This is a genomic window from Azospirillum brasilense (genome assembly GCF_022023855.1).
Taxonomy (GTDB): domain Bacteria; phylum Pseudomonadota; class Alphaproteobacteria; order Azospirillales; family Azospirillaceae; genus Azospirillum; species Azospirillum brasilense_F.
Map to the genome: position 1 here is coordinate 492,650 of NZ_CP059450.1, position 15,551 is coordinate 508,200.

General features: G+C 68.3%; 10 protein-coding genes. 2 read left to right on the forward strand and 8 right to left on the reverse strand.

The window, feature by feature from the left end; all coding sequences use genetic code 11:
* Positions 1–20 precede the first annotated feature (20 nt).
* The 5 genes from fdhF to H1Q64_RS15680 form a co-directional block, all read right to left on the reverse strand.
* Positions 21–2,849 carry a formate dehydrogenase subunit alpha gene (gene fdhF / locus H1Q64_RS15660; RefSeq protein WP_237906089.1) on the reverse strand — a complete coding sequence of 943 codons (2,829 nt, stop codon included), beginning with the start codon at positions 2,847–2,849 and terminating at the stop codon, positions 21–23.
* 19 nt (positions 2,850–2,868) lie between these two features.
* Entirely contained in the window at positions 2,869–4,434 is a 1,566-nt protein-coding gene (locus H1Q64_RS15665; protein WP_237906090.1) for a formate dehydrogenase beta subunit, read from the reverse strand.
* A complete protein-coding gene (locus H1Q64_RS15670; RefSeq protein WP_237906091.1) occupies positions 4,431–4,919 on the reverse strand; it encodes a formate dehydrogenase subunit gamma in 489 nt (162 codons plus the stop codon). Before H1Q64_RS15670 ends, H1Q64_RS15665 begins: the two co-directional genes overlap by 4 nt.
* Before the next feature lie 156 nt (positions 4,920–5,075).
* Positions 5,076–6,020 (reverse strand): LysR family transcriptional regulator, encoded by a 945-nt coding sequence (locus H1Q64_RS15675; RefSeq protein WP_237906092.1) that lies wholly within the window; start codon positions 6,018–6,020, stop codon positions 5,076–5,078.
* Positions 6,021–6,150: 130 nt separating this feature from the next.
* Positions 6,151–7,215: a multidrug effflux MFS transporter gene (locus H1Q64_RS15680; protein WP_237906093.1), complete on the reverse strand. Its 1,065-nt coding sequence runs from the start codon at positions 7,213–7,215 to the stop codon at positions 6,151–6,153.
* Between the two features lie 470 nt (positions 7,216–7,685).
* Between H1Q64_RS15680 and H1Q64_RS15685 the strand changes: the two genes are divergently transcribed.
* Positions 7,686–11,255 (forward strand): PAS domain-containing protein, encoded by a 3,570-nt coding sequence (locus tag H1Q64_RS15685; protein WP_237906094.1) that lies wholly within the window; start codon positions 7,686–7,688, stop codon positions 11,253–11,255.
* A 46-nt stretch (positions 11,256–11,301) separates the two neighbouring features.
* Here H1Q64_RS15685 and H1Q64_RS15690 read toward each other — a convergent pair whose 3' ends face one another.
* The 3 genes from H1Q64_RS15690 to H1Q64_RS15700 form a co-directional block, all read right to left on the reverse strand.
* A complete protein-coding gene (locus tag H1Q64_RS15690) occupies positions 11,302–12,264 on the reverse strand; it encodes a DMT family transporter (RefSeq protein WP_237906095.1) in 963 nt (320 codons plus the stop codon).
* Between the two features lie 115 nt (positions 12,265–12,379).
* Complete coding sequence (locus tag H1Q64_RS15695; RefSeq protein ID WP_237906096.1) at positions 12,380–12,922, reverse strand: DUF2934 domain-containing protein; 543 nt, start codon at positions 12,920–12,922, stop codon at positions 12,380–12,382.
* Positions 12,923–13,084: 162 nt separating this feature from the next.
* Complete coding sequence (locus H1Q64_RS15700) at positions 13,085–13,573, reverse strand: acyloxyacyl hydrolase (RefSeq protein ID WP_237906097.1); 489 nt, start codon at positions 13,571–13,573, stop codon at positions 13,085–13,087.
* 333 nt (positions 13,574–13,906) lie between these two features.
* On the opposite strand from H1Q64_RS15700, the gene H1Q64_RS15705 reads away from it, so the two are divergent.
* Positions 13,907–15,466, forward strand: a complete 1,560-nt coding sequence (locus H1Q64_RS15705) for an AAA family ATPase (protein WP_237906098.1) — start codon at positions 13,907–13,909, stop codon at positions 15,464–15,466.
* Positions 15,467–15,551: the final 85 nt, after the last annotated feature.

Genomic DNA, 15,551 nt, shown 5'->3' on the forward strand with positions numbered 1-15,551 from the left:
CTCCACTGCGCGTTGCCGCTTTACTCCGCCGCCACTTCCACCAGATCGCCGCGGCGGATCTGCCAGTCGGACGGGTGGTTGCTCAGCGTCACCTGCACCGCGGTCACCTTGTATTCGGGGCAGTTGGTGGCCCAATCCGAATTCTCGGTCGTGACCACGTTGGCGCCCGTCACCGGGTGGTGGAAAGTGGTGTAGACCACCCCCTGCGGCATCCGGTCGGAGATGCGCGCCCGCAGCGTGGTGGCGCCGACGCGGCTGGCGATGGAGACCAGATCGCCGTCGCGGATGCCCCGTTCCTCGGCGTCGTGGGCGTGGACCTCCAGGATGTCTTCCGGGTGCCACGCCACGTTGGCGGTGCGGCGGGTCTGGGCGCCGACGTTATAGTGGCTGAGGATGCGGCCCGTCGTCAGGATCAGCGGGTAGAAGCGGGAGGCCCGTTCTTCCGTCGGCACATACTCGGTGATCATGAAGCGGCCCTGGGACGCTTTGCCTTCGCGCACGAAGCCGTGGGCGTGCATGATCGGCGTGCCGACCGAGTCCTCGTCGGTGCAGGGCCATTGCACGCTGCCCACCCGGTCGAGCTTCGCGAAGCTGACGCCGGAGAAGCTCGGGGTCAGGCGGGCGATCTCGTCCATGATCTGCGCGCTGGTCCGGTAGAACATGGGATAGCCCATGGCGGTGGCCAGATCGCAGACGACCTCCCATTCCTGTTTGCCGGTCTTGGACGGCATCACCGGGCGGACGCGGTTGATGCGGCGCTCGGCGTTGGTGAAGGTGCCGTCCTTCTCCAGGAAGGAGGTGCCGGGCAGGAAGACATGGGCGAAGGCCGCGGTCTCGTTCAGGAACAGGTCCTGCACCACGACGATCTCCATGGCCCGCAGGGCGGCGAACACATGCTGGGTGTTCGGGTCGGACTGGGCGATGTCCTCGCCCTGGACGAACAGGCCCATGAAGGTGCCGTCCACCGCGGAGTCGAACATGTTGGGGATGCGCAGGCCCGGCTCTGGGTCGAGCGCGGCGTTCCACACCTCCTCGAACTGCTGGCGGACCACGTCGTCGGAGACGTGGCGGTAGCCGGTCAGTTCGTGCGGGAAGGAGCCCATGTCGCAGGAGCCCTGGACGTTGTTCTGGCCGCGCAGCGGGTTCACGCCGACGCCGTCACGCCCGATGTTGCCGGTCGCCATGGCGAGGTTCGCCATGCCCATCACCGCGGTCGAGCCCTGGCTGTGCTCGGTCACGCCCAGGCCGTAATAGATCGCCGCGTTGCCGCCAGTGGCGTAGAGCCGGGCCGCCGCGCGCATCTCCGCCGCCGGGATGCCGGTGTACTGCTCGGTGTTCTCCGGGGAATGGCGCGGGTCGCGGACGAAGGCTTCCCAACGGGCGAACTCCATCGGGTCGCACCGGTCGGCCACGAAATCGCGGTCGACCAGTTCCTCGGTCACGATCACATGGGCCAGCGCGTTCATCGCGGCGACGTTGGTGCCGGGACGGAGCTGGAGGTGGTGCGTGGCCGAAACGTGCGGGCTGCGCACGAGGTCGATGCGGCGCGGGTCGATAACGATCAGCCTGGCGCCCTGGCGCAGCCGCTTCTTCATGCGGGAGCCGAAGACCGGGTGGCCGTCGGTCGGGTTGGCGCCGATGACCAGGATCACGTCGGACTTGTCGACGCTCTTGAAGTCCTGCGTGCCGGCGGAGGTGCCGAAGGTCTGTTTCAGGCCGTAGCCGGTGGGTGAATGGCAGACGCGGGCGCAGGTGTCGACGTTGTTGTTGCCGAAGGCGGCGCGGATCATCTTCTGGACGACATACACCTCCTCGTTCGTGCAACGGGACGAGGTGATGCCGCCGATGGAGCCGCGGCCGTATTTCTGCTGGACCGCGCGCAGGCGGGTTGCGGCGTAGGTGATCGCCTCCTCCCAGGACACGACGCGCCACGGATCGTCGATGCTCTCGCGAATCATCGGCTGCGTCTGGCGGTCGGCGTGGGTGGCGTAGCCCCAGGCAAAGCGGCCCTTGACGCAGGAGTGGCCCTCGTTGGCGCCGCCGTCCTTGTGGGGGACCATGCGGACCACGGTGGTGCCCTTCATTTCCGCCTTGAAGGAGCACCCCACCCCGCAATAGGCGCAGGTGGTGATGACGCTGTGCTCCGGCTGACCCAGCTCGATCAGCGACTTCTCGGTCAGGGTGGCGGTCGGGCAGGCCTGGACGCAGGCGCCGCAGGACACGCACTCGCTCTCCATGAACTGTTCGAGCGCGCCCGGCGACACCTTGCTGTCGAAGCCGCGCCCGTCGATGGTCAGGGCGAAGGTGCCCTGGACCTCGCCGCAGGCCCGCACGCAGCGCGAGCAGACGATGCACTTGGACGGGTCGAAGGTGAAGTAGGGGTTGCTCTCGTCCTTCACGGCGGCGCGGTGGTTCTCACCCTCATAGCCGTAGCGGACGTTGCGCAGGCCGACCGCGCCGGCCATGTCCTGAAGCTCGCAATTGCCGTTGGTCGGGCAGGTCAGGCAGTCCAGCGGGTGGTCGGAGATGTACAGTTCCATCACGCCGCGGCGCAGCCGGCCCAGACGCTCGTTCTGGGTGTGCACCTTCATGCCCGGGGCGACCGGCGTGGTGCAGGAGGCCGGCGTGCCGCGCCGCCCCTCGATCTCCACCATGCACAGGCGGCAGGAGCCATAGGCGTCCAGCATGTCGGTGGCGCACAGCTTGGGCACGGTGATGCCGGCTTCCATCGCCGCGCGCATCACCGAGGTGCCTTCCGGCACGGTCACCGTGCGGCCGTCGATGTCCAGCGTCACCATGGTGGCGGACTCGCGGGCCGGGGTGCCGTAATCGATGTCTTGGATGGACATGGGGTCTGGTCCTTTCCGCTCACTCGGCCGCGACAGCCGCGGGGCTGCGGGTGAAATCCTCGGGGAAGTGTTTCAGGGCGCTGCGCACCGGAATCGGCGTCATGCCGCCCATGGCGCAGAGCGAGCCGTCGGTCATGACCTCGCACAGGTCGTTGAGCAGCGTGATGTTCGCCGCCACCTTGTCGCCGGCGATGATGCGGTCCATCACCTCGACGCCGCGCACCGCGCCGATGCGGCAGGGCGTACACTTGCCGCAGGATTCGGCGGCGCAGAACTCCATGGCGAAGCGGGCCTGCCTGGCCATGTCCACGCTGTCGTCGAAGACGACGATGCCGCCGTGGCCGACCATCGCCTCTACCGCCGCGAAGGCCTCGTAATCCTTCGGCAGTTCGAACAGCGAGGGCGGCAGATAGGCGCCGAGCGGGCCGCCGGCCTGCACCGCGCGGATCGGGCGCCCGGTGATGGTGCCGCCGCCGAACTCGTAGAGCAGCTCGTGCAGGGTGACGCCGAAGGCCTTCTCGACGATGCCGCCGTGCTTGATGTTACCGGCGAGCTGGAAGGCCAGCGTGCCGCGCGACCGGCCGACGCCGAAGTCGCGGTAGTGGTTGGCGCCCTTGTCCAGGATGATCGGGACCGAGGTCAGCGACAGCACGTTGTTGACGATCGTCGGCTTGCCGAACAGGCCTTCCAGCGCCGGCAGCGGCGGCTTGGCCCGGACGGTGCCGCGCTTGCCCTCCAGGCTTTCCAGCATGGAGGTCTCTTCGCCGCAGATGTAGGCGCCGGCGCCGACGCGGACGTCGAGGTGGAAGCGGTGGCCGGTGCCGTGGATCTCGTCGCCCAGCCACTTCTCGTCATAGGCCAGCCGGATCGCCTCGCGCATCGTCGCGACGGCGTGCGGGTATTCGGAGCGGATGTAGATGTAGCCCTCGGTGGCGCCCACCGCTATGGCGGCGATGGTCATGCCCTCGATCAGGCAGAAGGGGTCGCCTTCCATGATCATGCGGTCGGCGAAGGTGCCGCTGTCGCCCTCGTCGGCGTTGCAGCAGATGTACTTCTGGTCCGCCTTGGCGTTCAGCACCGTGTTCCACTTGATGCCGGTCGGGAAGCCGGCTCCGCCGCGGCCGCGCAGGCCGGACTCGGTGACCTCGGTGACGATCTCCGCCGGAGTCATGGCGAGCGCCCGCTCCAGCCCGCGGAAACCGCCGTGCAGCCGGTAATCCTCGACCGACAGCGGGTCGATGATGCCGCAGCGGGCGAAGGTCAGCCGCTCCTGCTTGGCGAAGTAGGGGATCTTCTCGGTCAGGCCGTGGGTCAGCGCGTGGTCGGCGCCCTCCAGGAAGCCGGCGTCGAACAGGCCGGCCACATCCTCGGCCATCACCGGGCCGTAGGCGACGCGGCCCTCGGGCGTCTCCACCTCGACCAGCGTCTCCAGCCACAGCATGCCGCGGGAGCCGTTGCGGACGATGCGGAGCGGGATGCCGCGCCGGGTGGCCTCGGCGCGGATGGCGGCGGCGGTCTCGTCGGCGCCCACCGACAGGGCGGCGGCGTCGCGCGGCACGTAGACCGTGTGCAGGGGCTCGCTCATCGCGCGGCCTCCGTGGCCAGGGTGGAGGCGGCGATGGCGTCGAAGCGGGCCGGGCTGACCCGGCCGTGCAGCGTCTCGTCCACCATCACGGCGGGGGCCAGGGCGCAGTTGCCCAGGCAGAAGACCGGCTCCAGCGAGAAGGCGTCGTCGGCGGTGGTCTCGTGGAAGTCCACCTTCAGGCGGCGGCGGATGTGGTCGATCAGCCCGTCGGCATTCATCGACTGGCAGGCCTCGGCCCGGCAGACCTTGATCGTGTGGCGGCCCGGACGGCTGCGGCGGAATTCGTGGTAGAAGGACACCACTCCGTGCACGTCGGCGCGCGACAGGTTCAGCTCACGCGCCAGCAGCGGGATGGCCTCCTCGTCGATGCAGCCGAATTCTTCCTGCAGAGCGTGCAGCATCGGCAGCAGGGCCCCGCGCAGGTGACGGTTGGCGGCGATCACCGCCGTGGCGCGGTCCTCGCTCCATGGAGATCGGGCGTTCATGGTCTCCTCCCCCGCGCCGGCCTGGATCGGCGGCGCTTCGTTGGTGTCTCGTCCGTCAGCGTTACGGACATTGGGGGAGGCGGGCAAATTTGATTTTCTGATGCGGTGATAGGGTTTCGCTATCACCACACGGATCGCGCGGTTATGTCCTTGAGATCATAGCCCTTTTGAAAGGCTCCAGGGGGCCAGGGCCTCGTCGGTCAGGGCGCGCACGCGCTCGGCGAGGCCCGGTTCCGCGGCGACGGCGGCCAGCGCCTTGGCGAGCGGGGCCGGTGGTTCACGGTCGGCGTAGACGAGTCCGACGGCGTAGGTGAGGTCCGGCTCGGTCAGCGGCAGGGCCACCAGATCGGGGTGGAGCGCGACCAGGGTGAGGAGCTGGCTCGGCACCACGCTGGCCGCCAGACCGCTGCGCACGATGGTGTAGATCGTGACGATGGAGTTCGTCTCCATCAGCGGAACCACCGTCCGGTCGGCCATGCGGAAGGCGGTGTCGGCGATGCGCCGGTTCTGCATGTCGGGGGTGAGCAGGCACAGCGGCAGCTCCGCCGCGTCGGTCCAGCGGATGCTGGTGGCGCCCTCCCGGACCTGACGGCGCTGGGCCAGCAGGAAGTAGCGCTCCGAAAACAGCGGAACGGTGCGGACGTTGCTCAGCGGCTCGTTGTCGAGGTAGGTGACGGCGGCGTCCAGCTCGAACCCGTCGAGGTCGCGCTGGATGTCCCGCGAACTGAGCGAGCGCACGCTGGAGCGGATCTGCGGGTAGCGCTCGGCGAAGCGGGCCAGCACATGGGGGACGGCGGGCAGGGCGGTCGGAATGGCGCCGATCCGCAGATGGCCGGACAGGCCCTGGCCCAGCGCGGTCAGCTCCTGATAGAGCCCGTCCCGCTCCGCGACGATGCGGCGGGCGTATTCCAGAACCTTCAACCCCTCCGGCGTGAAACCGGAGAACTTCTGCCCGCGCTCGACGATGGGCACGCGCAGCTCGTCCTCAAGCTGGCGGATGGCGTTGGACAGCGTCGGCTGGGAGACGTGGCAGGCCTCCGCCGCCCGGCCGAAATGCTGCTCGCGCGCCAGGGCCAGCAGATAGACGAATTTGCGGAACACAGTCCCCTCCCGCGCGTGATGGGCCGGTGCCCGCTCGGCGCCCGCTTCCAGGCGTCGCGCACGTTATGCCGAATCGGGCACACCGCCGGCAAGAGCGGAGACGCTTCCCCTCCTATGCCCTTCTGCGCTTTCAGTCCCCCGGTTGCGGCGCGGCGGCGTGGGTGGAGCGCATCAGCGTTCCACGCTCGGTCAGCAAAACCGTCAGCAACGCCAGCACGCCCAGCACGGTGAAGCCGATGGTCAGCGGGCGCACGGTGCCGTCGAAGGACTGGCCGACGATCCAGCCGACCACCGCCGCCATGCCGGTGCTGAAGAAGCCGACGAAGGACGACCCCATGCCTGCCACATGGCCCAGCGGCTCCATCGCCATCGCGTTGAAGTTCGGGGCGATCAGGCCGAAGCAGAAGAAGATTGCCGCCATGAACAGGCCGAGGCCGAGCAGCGGCGGATGCTCGGGAAAGCCGAGCAGCGCCATGGCGACGCCGGTCAGCGTGTAGCCGATCAGGGCAACGTGCGACACCCGGTGCATGCCGACCCGCCCGACCAGCCGCGCGTTGACCAACGAGGCCAGGGCCATCACGCCGGCGATGGCGCCGAAGGCCACCGGGAACATCGCCCCCAGCCCATAGACATCCACGAAAATCTGCTGGGCGCTGCCGACGTAGCTCAGCAGTCCGCCGAACAGCAGGCCCATCGCCGCGGTGTAGCCGACCGTCGCGCGCGTCGTCATCACCTTGTGGAAGGCGTGGCCGAGCGCCGCGGGGGACAGCGGCATCCGGTCCTCCGCCGCGCGGGTTTCCGCCAGCCGCAGCATCGACCAGGCGAAAGCGGCGACGGCCGCCAGGAACAGCGCGCCGAACACCCACGGCCAGGTGCCGAGATGCAGGATTCCCTCGCCCAGGGCCGGGGCGATGATCGGCACGATGATGAAGATCATCATGACAAAGGACATCACCCGCGCCATGTCGCGCCCGACGAAGCGGTCGCGCACGATGGCGATGGCGACGACGCGTGGGGCGGCTGCGCCGAAGCCCTGCAACGCGCGGGCGGCCAGCAGCGCCGTGAAGCTGGGCGCGAAGACCGCGCCCAGCGAGCCGATGGCGAAGATCACCAGACCGGCTGCCAGCACCGGCTTGCGCCCGAACCGGTCGGACAGCGGCCCATGGAAGGGTTGCCCGACCGCGAAGCCCAGCATGTAGGCGGTGATGACGAACTGCCGGTCGTTCTCGCACCACCCCGAAGGAGCTGGCGATGTCCGGCAAGGCGACCAGCATGATGTCGATGGACAGCGCCGTCAGCGCCATCAAAAGGGCCATGAGCGCGACGAATTCACCGAAGCGAATGTCGCCGCTCCGGCCGGCGGAAGCGGAATGGGGCATGGATTCAGGCATTGCGCCACTGTGCCGCGCGCCTGTCTGCGCGGCAAATCGAATTCCCGCAGGCCGGCCATCGATATTTGGTCATCGACAATTCAAGGCTGTGCCAGCTTGCCGTCCTGTGCGCTGCACATTACCACCTTTTGTGTAGTGTACCCAAACTTCATTTGATGATTTCAAGAATTTCAAGCGGATCATGCTGAAAATAGTGATAGACGGGCGGATTCTGTGGGAGTCGCCTGAGTGTCTGTCTATAGTGGGCGCCCTCAACAGTTTGTGAAAACCGGGTATGCGCCTTCGTCTCCCTTTTGTGGCGCTGCTGGCGCTTCTTCCGCTCGTCGCCTTTGCGGTGGCCGCGATCATGCTGGTCGACCGCCAGCAGGAGCGGTCGGTCGAGGAACTGATCCGCCATGCCACCGACGCGGCGGTGCGGACGGTGGACGGGCGCGTCCTCATGACGCGCAGCGCACTCGAAATCATGTCCTCGGCCCGTTCGCTGGACATCGGAGACCGCGCCGTTTGGAGAGAGCGGTCGGAACGTGCGTTGCGCCAGCGTCCGGATTGGGTCGCCCTGGAGGTGCGCGACCGCCAGGGTGAGGTCAACCTGCTCCACCGGCCACAGGAGCCGGAAGCCGACGCCATCGATCATGCGGCCCGATCGGCCCAGACGGACCGTGTGTTCCGGTCGGGAGAGGTCTGGATCAGCGGCATCATAACCGACCCCGCCGGCAAGGTGGAGCCGGTCTTCGCGGTCAGTGTGCCGGTTTGGGGCGTGGGCGAGGTGCGGCTGGTCCTGACCGCCTATGTGCGGGCGTGGTCCCTGCGTCAGGTCCTGGTCGATCAGGTGGCGACGCCGGATTGGATCGTCGCGCTTCTCGACCGCGATGGGCGCTTCATCGCCCGGACGAGGTCCGAAACGGCCTTCGACCCGGCGGTCGGAAAGCCGGCGCACGAGTCTCTTGCCCAGGCGCTGAAGACCGGCGACGAGTTTTTCCTGTCCCGTACCCAGCAGGGGCAGGAGGTCCTGTCGGCGAAGGCCGGCTCCGTGGCGGCGCCCGGCTGGCTCCTGGCCCTCGGCACGCCGGCCGAGCCGATCCAGGCGGCGGCGCGGCGCACGGTCTACGCGGTCGCCGGCGGCGGACTGGGCGCGCTGGCGGTGGCGGCGCTGGTCGCCTGGGCCCTTGCCCGCTCCCATGACCGGCAGGAGGAGGCGGAGCGGCGCGCGCGGGTGGCGGAAGCCGCGGCGGAAGCCGACCGGCGATCCCGCGCCATTTTGGAAAGCACGACGGACGGCGTCTACGAGGTCGACCGGTCCTGGCGCATCGTCTACATGAACGGGCGCGCGCGCGGCCTGATGGGCGGCAGCAGCGACCTGACCGGACAGCGGCTGTGGGAGGCCTTTCCCGACGCCATGGGGACGGTGCTGTGGGACCGCCTGCACGTCGCCATGAGGGATCGCCATCCCGACGAGTTCGAGGCTTACTTCGCGCCGCTCGGCGTCTGGCTCTTCCTGCGGGTTTTCCCATCGTCCGCCGGGTTGGCCATCTATTTTCAAGACATCAGCAAGCGCCTTCTCGCCGAGCGGGCGCTGGAACGCGCGGTGGAGCAGGCGAACCAGATCCTGGAGAGCATCGGCGACGCCTTCTACGCCATCGACCGCGACTGGCGGATCACCTATGTGAACAAGCGCGCCCAGGAAATGTTCGAGCGTCCGCGCGACGACCTTGTCGGCCGCTGCCTGTTGGACCTGTTTCCCGAAGTCGCGGGCAACACCATCATCCGCAGTTTCGAGGCCGCCATGGCCGACCAGCAGCCGCGCGAGTTCGAGGCGCTGTCCGGCATCTTCCAGCGCTGGACCATGTTCAACGTCTATCCGCAGGCGGGCGGCGGCCTGTCCATCTACTTCCGCGACGTGTCCGCACACCGCGCGGCGGAGGCCGCCCTGCGGGCCAGCGAGCACCGCTACCGCACGCTTCTGGAAGCGCTGCCGCAGATGGTCTGGACCTGCCGGGCGGACGGCAGTTGCGATTTTCTGAGCCGGCAATGGCTGGCCTACACCGGCCAAACGGAGACGTCGGCCCAGGGCTTCGGTTGGGCCAGTTCCATTCATCCCGACGATCGAGAGCGCCTTCTCGCGATCTGGATTCAGTCGGTCGAAGCGCGGACGATCTTCGACACCGAGGCGCGTATCCGCAGCGCCGCCGGCAGCTACCGCTGGTTCAAGCAGCGCGCCCTGCCGATCACCGACCCGGAAAACGGGGAAGAGCGTTGGTTCGGCACCTCCACCGACATCACCGACATCTTCGAGGCGCGCGATGCCATGCAGGCGGCGAAGGAGGAGGCGGAGCAAGTAGGGTTGCGCTTCCGCACGCTGGCGGACTCCATCCCACAACTCGCCTGGATGGCCCGTCCGGACGGGCGGATCTTTTGGTACAATCAAAGATGGTATGACTATACGGGCGTCGTCGGGGGCGGGGATGCCGCTTCCGATCCGCTGTGGGACGGCATCCTTCCCGCCGACCACGCCGAGCGCGTCACCGCAAGCCTCCAGCGGTCCTTCCAGACCGGAGAACCGTGGGAGGACACCTTCCCCATGGCGGGGCGGGACGGTGCCTTCCGCTGGTTCCTGTCGCGGGCGCTGCCCGTCCGCGATTCCGACGGCGGCGTCGTTCTGTGGTTCGGCACGAACACCGACGTGACCGACCGGCTGGAGGCCGAGGACGCCCTGCGCCGCGCCAAGGAGGAGGCGGAGCGGGCCGCCCTATCGAAGTCCAAGTTCCTCGCCTCGGCCAGCCACGATCTCCGACAGCCGATGCAGTCGCTGTTCCTGTTCTCCGGCGCGCTGCACGGCCATGTCCAGGGTGAGAAGGGGATGAAGGCGCTGCGCCTTCTGGAAAGCGGTCTGGACGCGCTGAAGGGGCTGCTGGACAGCCTGCTCGACGTGTCGCGCCTGGACGCCGGGGTGGTCAAGCCGACGCTGGAGGATTTTCCGGTGGCGCTCCTGCTCGACCACATCGCGGCGGGCTACGCCCCGGTGGCACGCGGCAAGGGGCTCGACTGGACGATGGAGGGATGTCCGCTCAACATCCGCTCCGACCGTGTGCTGTTGGGCCGGATGATCCGCAACCTCGTGGAAAACGCCATCCGTTACACGGAGCAGGGCAGCATCGCCATCACCTGCACGGTCGCCGGAGGACGGATGCGTATAATGGTTGCCGACACCGGCATCGGCATTTCCGAAGAGCATTTGCCGCGAATCTTCGAGGAGTTCCATCAGGTCGGCAACCCGGAGCGCGACCGCAGCCAGGGCCTTGGGCTGGGCCTCGCCATCGTTCAGCGCATCGGGCAGCTTCTGGACCATCCGGTGACCGTCCGCTCCACGCCCGGCGCGGGGTCGGTCTTCACCATCGAGGTGCCGCTGGGCGAGACCTTGAAGCCCGTGGAGCCGATGGGGGTCGCGCTTGCCGCGTCGGCGAGCGGTGATGAGCGGCTGGCCATGGTCGTCGATGACGATGCCATCGTGCTGCTGGGCCTTCAGGCCATCCTGCGCGAATGGGGGTACGAGGTGCTGATCGCCGGGTCGGGGGAGCAGGCGGTGGACAAGCTGCGCTCGGTCAGCCGCAAGCCCGACATCATCATCGCCGACTACCGTCTGCGCGAAGGCAAGGTCGGCACCGACGCCATCCTCGACATCCGCCGGCTGTTCGACGCCGAGATCCCGGCGATCATCGTGACCGGGGAAACCGGTCCGGAGTGCCAGCGCGACGCCGTGCGCCACGGCTTCGGCCTGATGCACAAGCCGGTGACCCCGCGCCAGCTCGCCGGGGCCATGGAGCGTTCCCTGCAACCGGCGGAGTGAGGCCGGCGGAAGAGGTCGGCGGAGTGAGCTGAATAGGCTGCGGCGGTCAGTCGCCGCCGCCGCCCATCGCGGGCGGGCTTGGGGGAAGGCGGCGTCGGGTTTCGCGGTGCAGGATGTAGAGTCCGCTGACCGCCACCACGGCGGCCCCCGACACCATGTGCAGGGTCGGCATCTCGTTCCACAGCAGCCAGCCGAACAGTACGGCCCACAGCAGCGCGGCGTAGTTGAAGGGCGCCACCACGGCCGCCGGGGCCAGCGAATAGGCCCGCGTCAGGAAAAGCTGGGCGCCGCCGCCCAGGACGCCGGTGGCCGACAGCAGGGCGAAATCGGTCAGGCTGCGCGGGGTGACCCACACGAAGGGCATGACCAGCGCCAGGATCAGTGTGGTGATCGCCGTGAAGTAGAAGACGATGGTGTTGGCGCGCTCGGTCTTGCTGAGCTGGCGAATCGCCACCATCGCGAAGGACTGGCAGAAGGCGGCGCCAAGGGCGACCAGCGCGCCCAGGTGCGTCAGCATCTCGCCCGACGGCTGGACCATGATGAGAACACCGACGAAGCCGACCAGCACCGCGCTCCACCGGTGGATGCCGACCTTTTCGCCGAGCAGCGGCACCGACAGGGCGGTGAGGAACAGCGGGGCCGAGAAGTTCAGAGCCACCGCGTCGCCCAGCGGCAACAGATTGAAGGACCAGAAGGTCAGCGACATCGCCGTCAGTCCGACGACCGAGCGCCAGACATGACCCATCGGCCGTTCGGTGCGCAGATTGCTGATCCACCCGCCCTGCAACGAGATGACCACCGCAACCGGGATCAACGCCATGGCGTTGCGGAAGAAGGTCACCTCGATGACGGGATACGTCTCCGAGAGCAGCTTTACCAGCACATTCATCACGGAGAACAGGAGCACCGACCCGAGCATCATGACGATGCCGAGCGGGATGTTCTCCACGCGGATGTGGCGGGGCGTCGCGGGACGGGCGGGGGCGGGGGAGAGGGGGGGCGCGGTCACGCCCGGATGCTATCAACTGCAACCACCCGCGTCACGTTGCCGCGACGCGGGTGGTCATGTCCTGACGGAATGGCCGGATTGCGGTGCGACGCCGGTCCGATCGATGCGCGTGCCGTCAGCGGTTGCTCAGCAACTCGGCGATTTCGCCCTCGGCCCGCAGCCAATGGTCCATCTCGCGCCCGTCCGGGCGGCCTTCGCGCTCCCAGATCTCATAGGCACGCTCCTGCACCATGCGGCTCTTCTGGCCGTGCAGCAGCCCCTCGGCGATGTGCATGTTGATCCGCGACAGCGACACCAGCTTGCGCGCCTCGATGGAGCCCTGTGTGGCTTCCATGGTGGTGACGGTGACGTACTGCGCGAGGTTGCGCAGGTTCGCCTTGACCTCGGAATCCAGGGTGTTCTCTTCGTTCTGGAGCACCGTCTTGATGGCGACCCAGAGGCGGAGATTGTGGTCGAGAGCGTGATTCGCCTTTTCCGGCGTGTCGGCTTCGACGAGAAGGCTGGCGGCGTGCAACAGCGCGACCGCGTCCTGCTCGATGGCCGCGAAATTGGTTTTCAGGACGATTTCCGCCCCGGTGTCGGTGGCGAGCGCTTCGGCAGCTTCGAGCGACGGAGCGGCGTCGGCGGTCTTTGCGGTGGCGGTCTTGCGCTTGGCCATGATCGAATCCCCGGCGTTGGTCCCCGAGGTCAATAGAACCAGCCGTCATTAACAAGTGGTTAAGGCGAGTATTGCCAACCCCTTTGCGCAGCCTCCGCGTCAGCAGAAAATCGAAGTGATTCGCGGATGGTCATGCTGCGCCGCAAAAGAACCGGCGAATTCTCAGCGTCCGGTGAAGGCTCCGAACGGCATGCGGTAATAGAGGCCGAACACGTTGTTGGTCGGCGTGGCGGAATCCGCGGTGGGACCGCTGGTGTCGATGCGGCTGTAGCCCAGGCTGAAGCGGGCCTTGTTCTCGAACTGATAGCCGAGTTCGAGCTGGGACCGGAACTCGACCACGCTGCCCGAGGCCGCCGGATCGCGTGGCGTGACCGGCAGGGTTCCGGCGCCGACGCTGGGCGTGAAGACGAAGGAGGATCCTCCCAACGGAACGTCGATCAGGATGCCCCCCATTCCATGGAGGCTGCCGTCTGGCGTGCTGGGACCGAGCGACACCCAGGGGCGCACCTCCGCGTAACCGTCGAGCTTGGGCACGAGGGAGGAGCCGATGCGGATCTTGTTGTGCAGGTCGGACACCTTGGTGTCCGGCGTTTCACCGACGCTGTAGGCGAGGCCGCCGATCTTCCAGTTGCCGATCCGGTCGTCGGGCATGGACAGGGTCTGCGCGCCTGCGGGAGTGGAGAGCGCAAGGCCCGCCACGGCAACCAACAGACAGAGGCACGAGGTCCCATGACGCACGGCGGCCTGCTCCCGATCGATCGTTGACCGTCCTACTCCGGCTGCTCCAGCCTACCGCGTCCGATCCCGGCGCGGTTGTGGCATTACGCGTTGCACCGCACCCCCGCGCAAGCGCGTAACGGTGCTACTCCTAGATGTCGTGCGCGCCGCCCCCCGCGTCAATGGTGGGAGGGCTGCCCTGTTTGTGAGGGCCTAGGCGGTTGGCGGGGCTCATCGGCTGGCGCGGGAGCGTGCTAGACTGCCGTCATGCAGCATGCCGCTTCCGACTTGGCACGGGACCCGACGCCGTCTGCGGCCGCCTTCCTCGCCGATCCGGCGAGTCATGGCGGGGCGGCGGTGGAGCGCGTCGAAACCCACGCCGCCATCGTCTTCCTGGCCGGGGACCGGGCCTACAAGCTCAAGCGTGCGGTCCGCTACCCCTATCTCGACTATTCAACGGCCGAACGCCGCCGCGCGGCTTGCCTGGAGGAGTTGCGGCTGAACCGGCGAACCGCGCCATCCCTTTACCTTGGCCTGGAGTCGGTGGTGCGACGGACGGACGGCACGCTCGCCTTCGGCGGCGAGGACGCGGCGGGGGGGACGGCGCTGGACTGGTTGGTCGCGATGCGCCGCTTTCCGCAGGACGCCCTGCTGGACCGCGTGGCGGAGCGGGGCGGTCTCGACGACGGGTTGATTCGCGGGTTGGCCGACGCCGTGACCGCTTTTCACGAGGCCGCCGAACCGCGCCCGGAGGGCGGCGGCGCCGTGGCGATGCGGGAGGTGGTGGACGGCAACATCGCAGAACTGCGCGCCTGCCCGTCGCTGTTTCCCCAGGATGGCGTCGAGACGCTGGCCCGCAGATCCAGGGGCGCGCTGGAGCGCCTGACCCCGCAGTTGGAGGAGCGGCGTCGGCGTGGCTTCGTCCGGCACTGCCATGGCGACCTGCATCTGCGGAACATCGTGCTGCTGGAGGGAAGGCCGGTCCTGTTCGACGGCATCGAGTTCGACGAGCGCTTGGCGGTCATCGACGTCGCCTACGATCTCGCCTTTCTGCTGATGGATCTGGAGCGGCGGGGGCAGCGCCCGCTCGGCAACGCCTTCCTCAACCGCAGCCTGGACGCGACGGAGGATTATGGCGGGTTGGCGCTGCTGCCCCTGTTCCTGTCGGCACGGGCGGCCATCCGCGCCAAGATCGCCGCCACCACGGCGGCGCTCCGCCCCGGCGAAGATGCGGAGCGCAGCTCGGAAGGGGAGGCGTTGGCCTATCTGGAGCAGGCCATCGCGGCGCTGGAGCCGCCGCCGCCGCGGCTGGTCGCCATCGGCGGCCTGTCCGGCAGCGGCAAAACCCGGCTGGCCCGCGCCCTTGCGCCGTCGCTGGGGGCGTCGCCGGGCGCGGTGGTCCTGCGCTCCGACGCGCTGCGCAAGCGTCTCTTCGGGGTCGGGGAGACGGAGCGGCTCCCCGCCGACGCCTACACGCCGGCAGTAACCGGGCGGGTCTATGCCGGGCTTCTGGAACGGGCGCGGGTCGTGCTCGCCGCTGGCCATGCCGTGGTGCTGGACGCCGTCCATGCCCGACCGGAGGAGCGTTCCGCCGCGGCCCGTCTTGCCGCCGAAACCGGTGTTCGATTCGACGGGATTTGGCTGGACGCGCCCTTGGACACGCGGGTCGCCCGCATCGCCGCCCGCCGCGGCGACGCCTCGGACGCGACGGCGGAGGTGGCCGAGCGGCAGGACGTCTATGATCTGGGCCCGCTTGAGTGGCTGCGTACGAATGCTGGCAGGGATGCGGGGGAAACGCTTGCGGCCGTGCTGGAGCGACTGGTGTAATTCCAGGTGGAACGGGCGCCGCCGGTTCCCCATGGTCTAATATATGGGCGGCGCGGCGCTGGAAACGGTGCATCCAGCCGTCGTT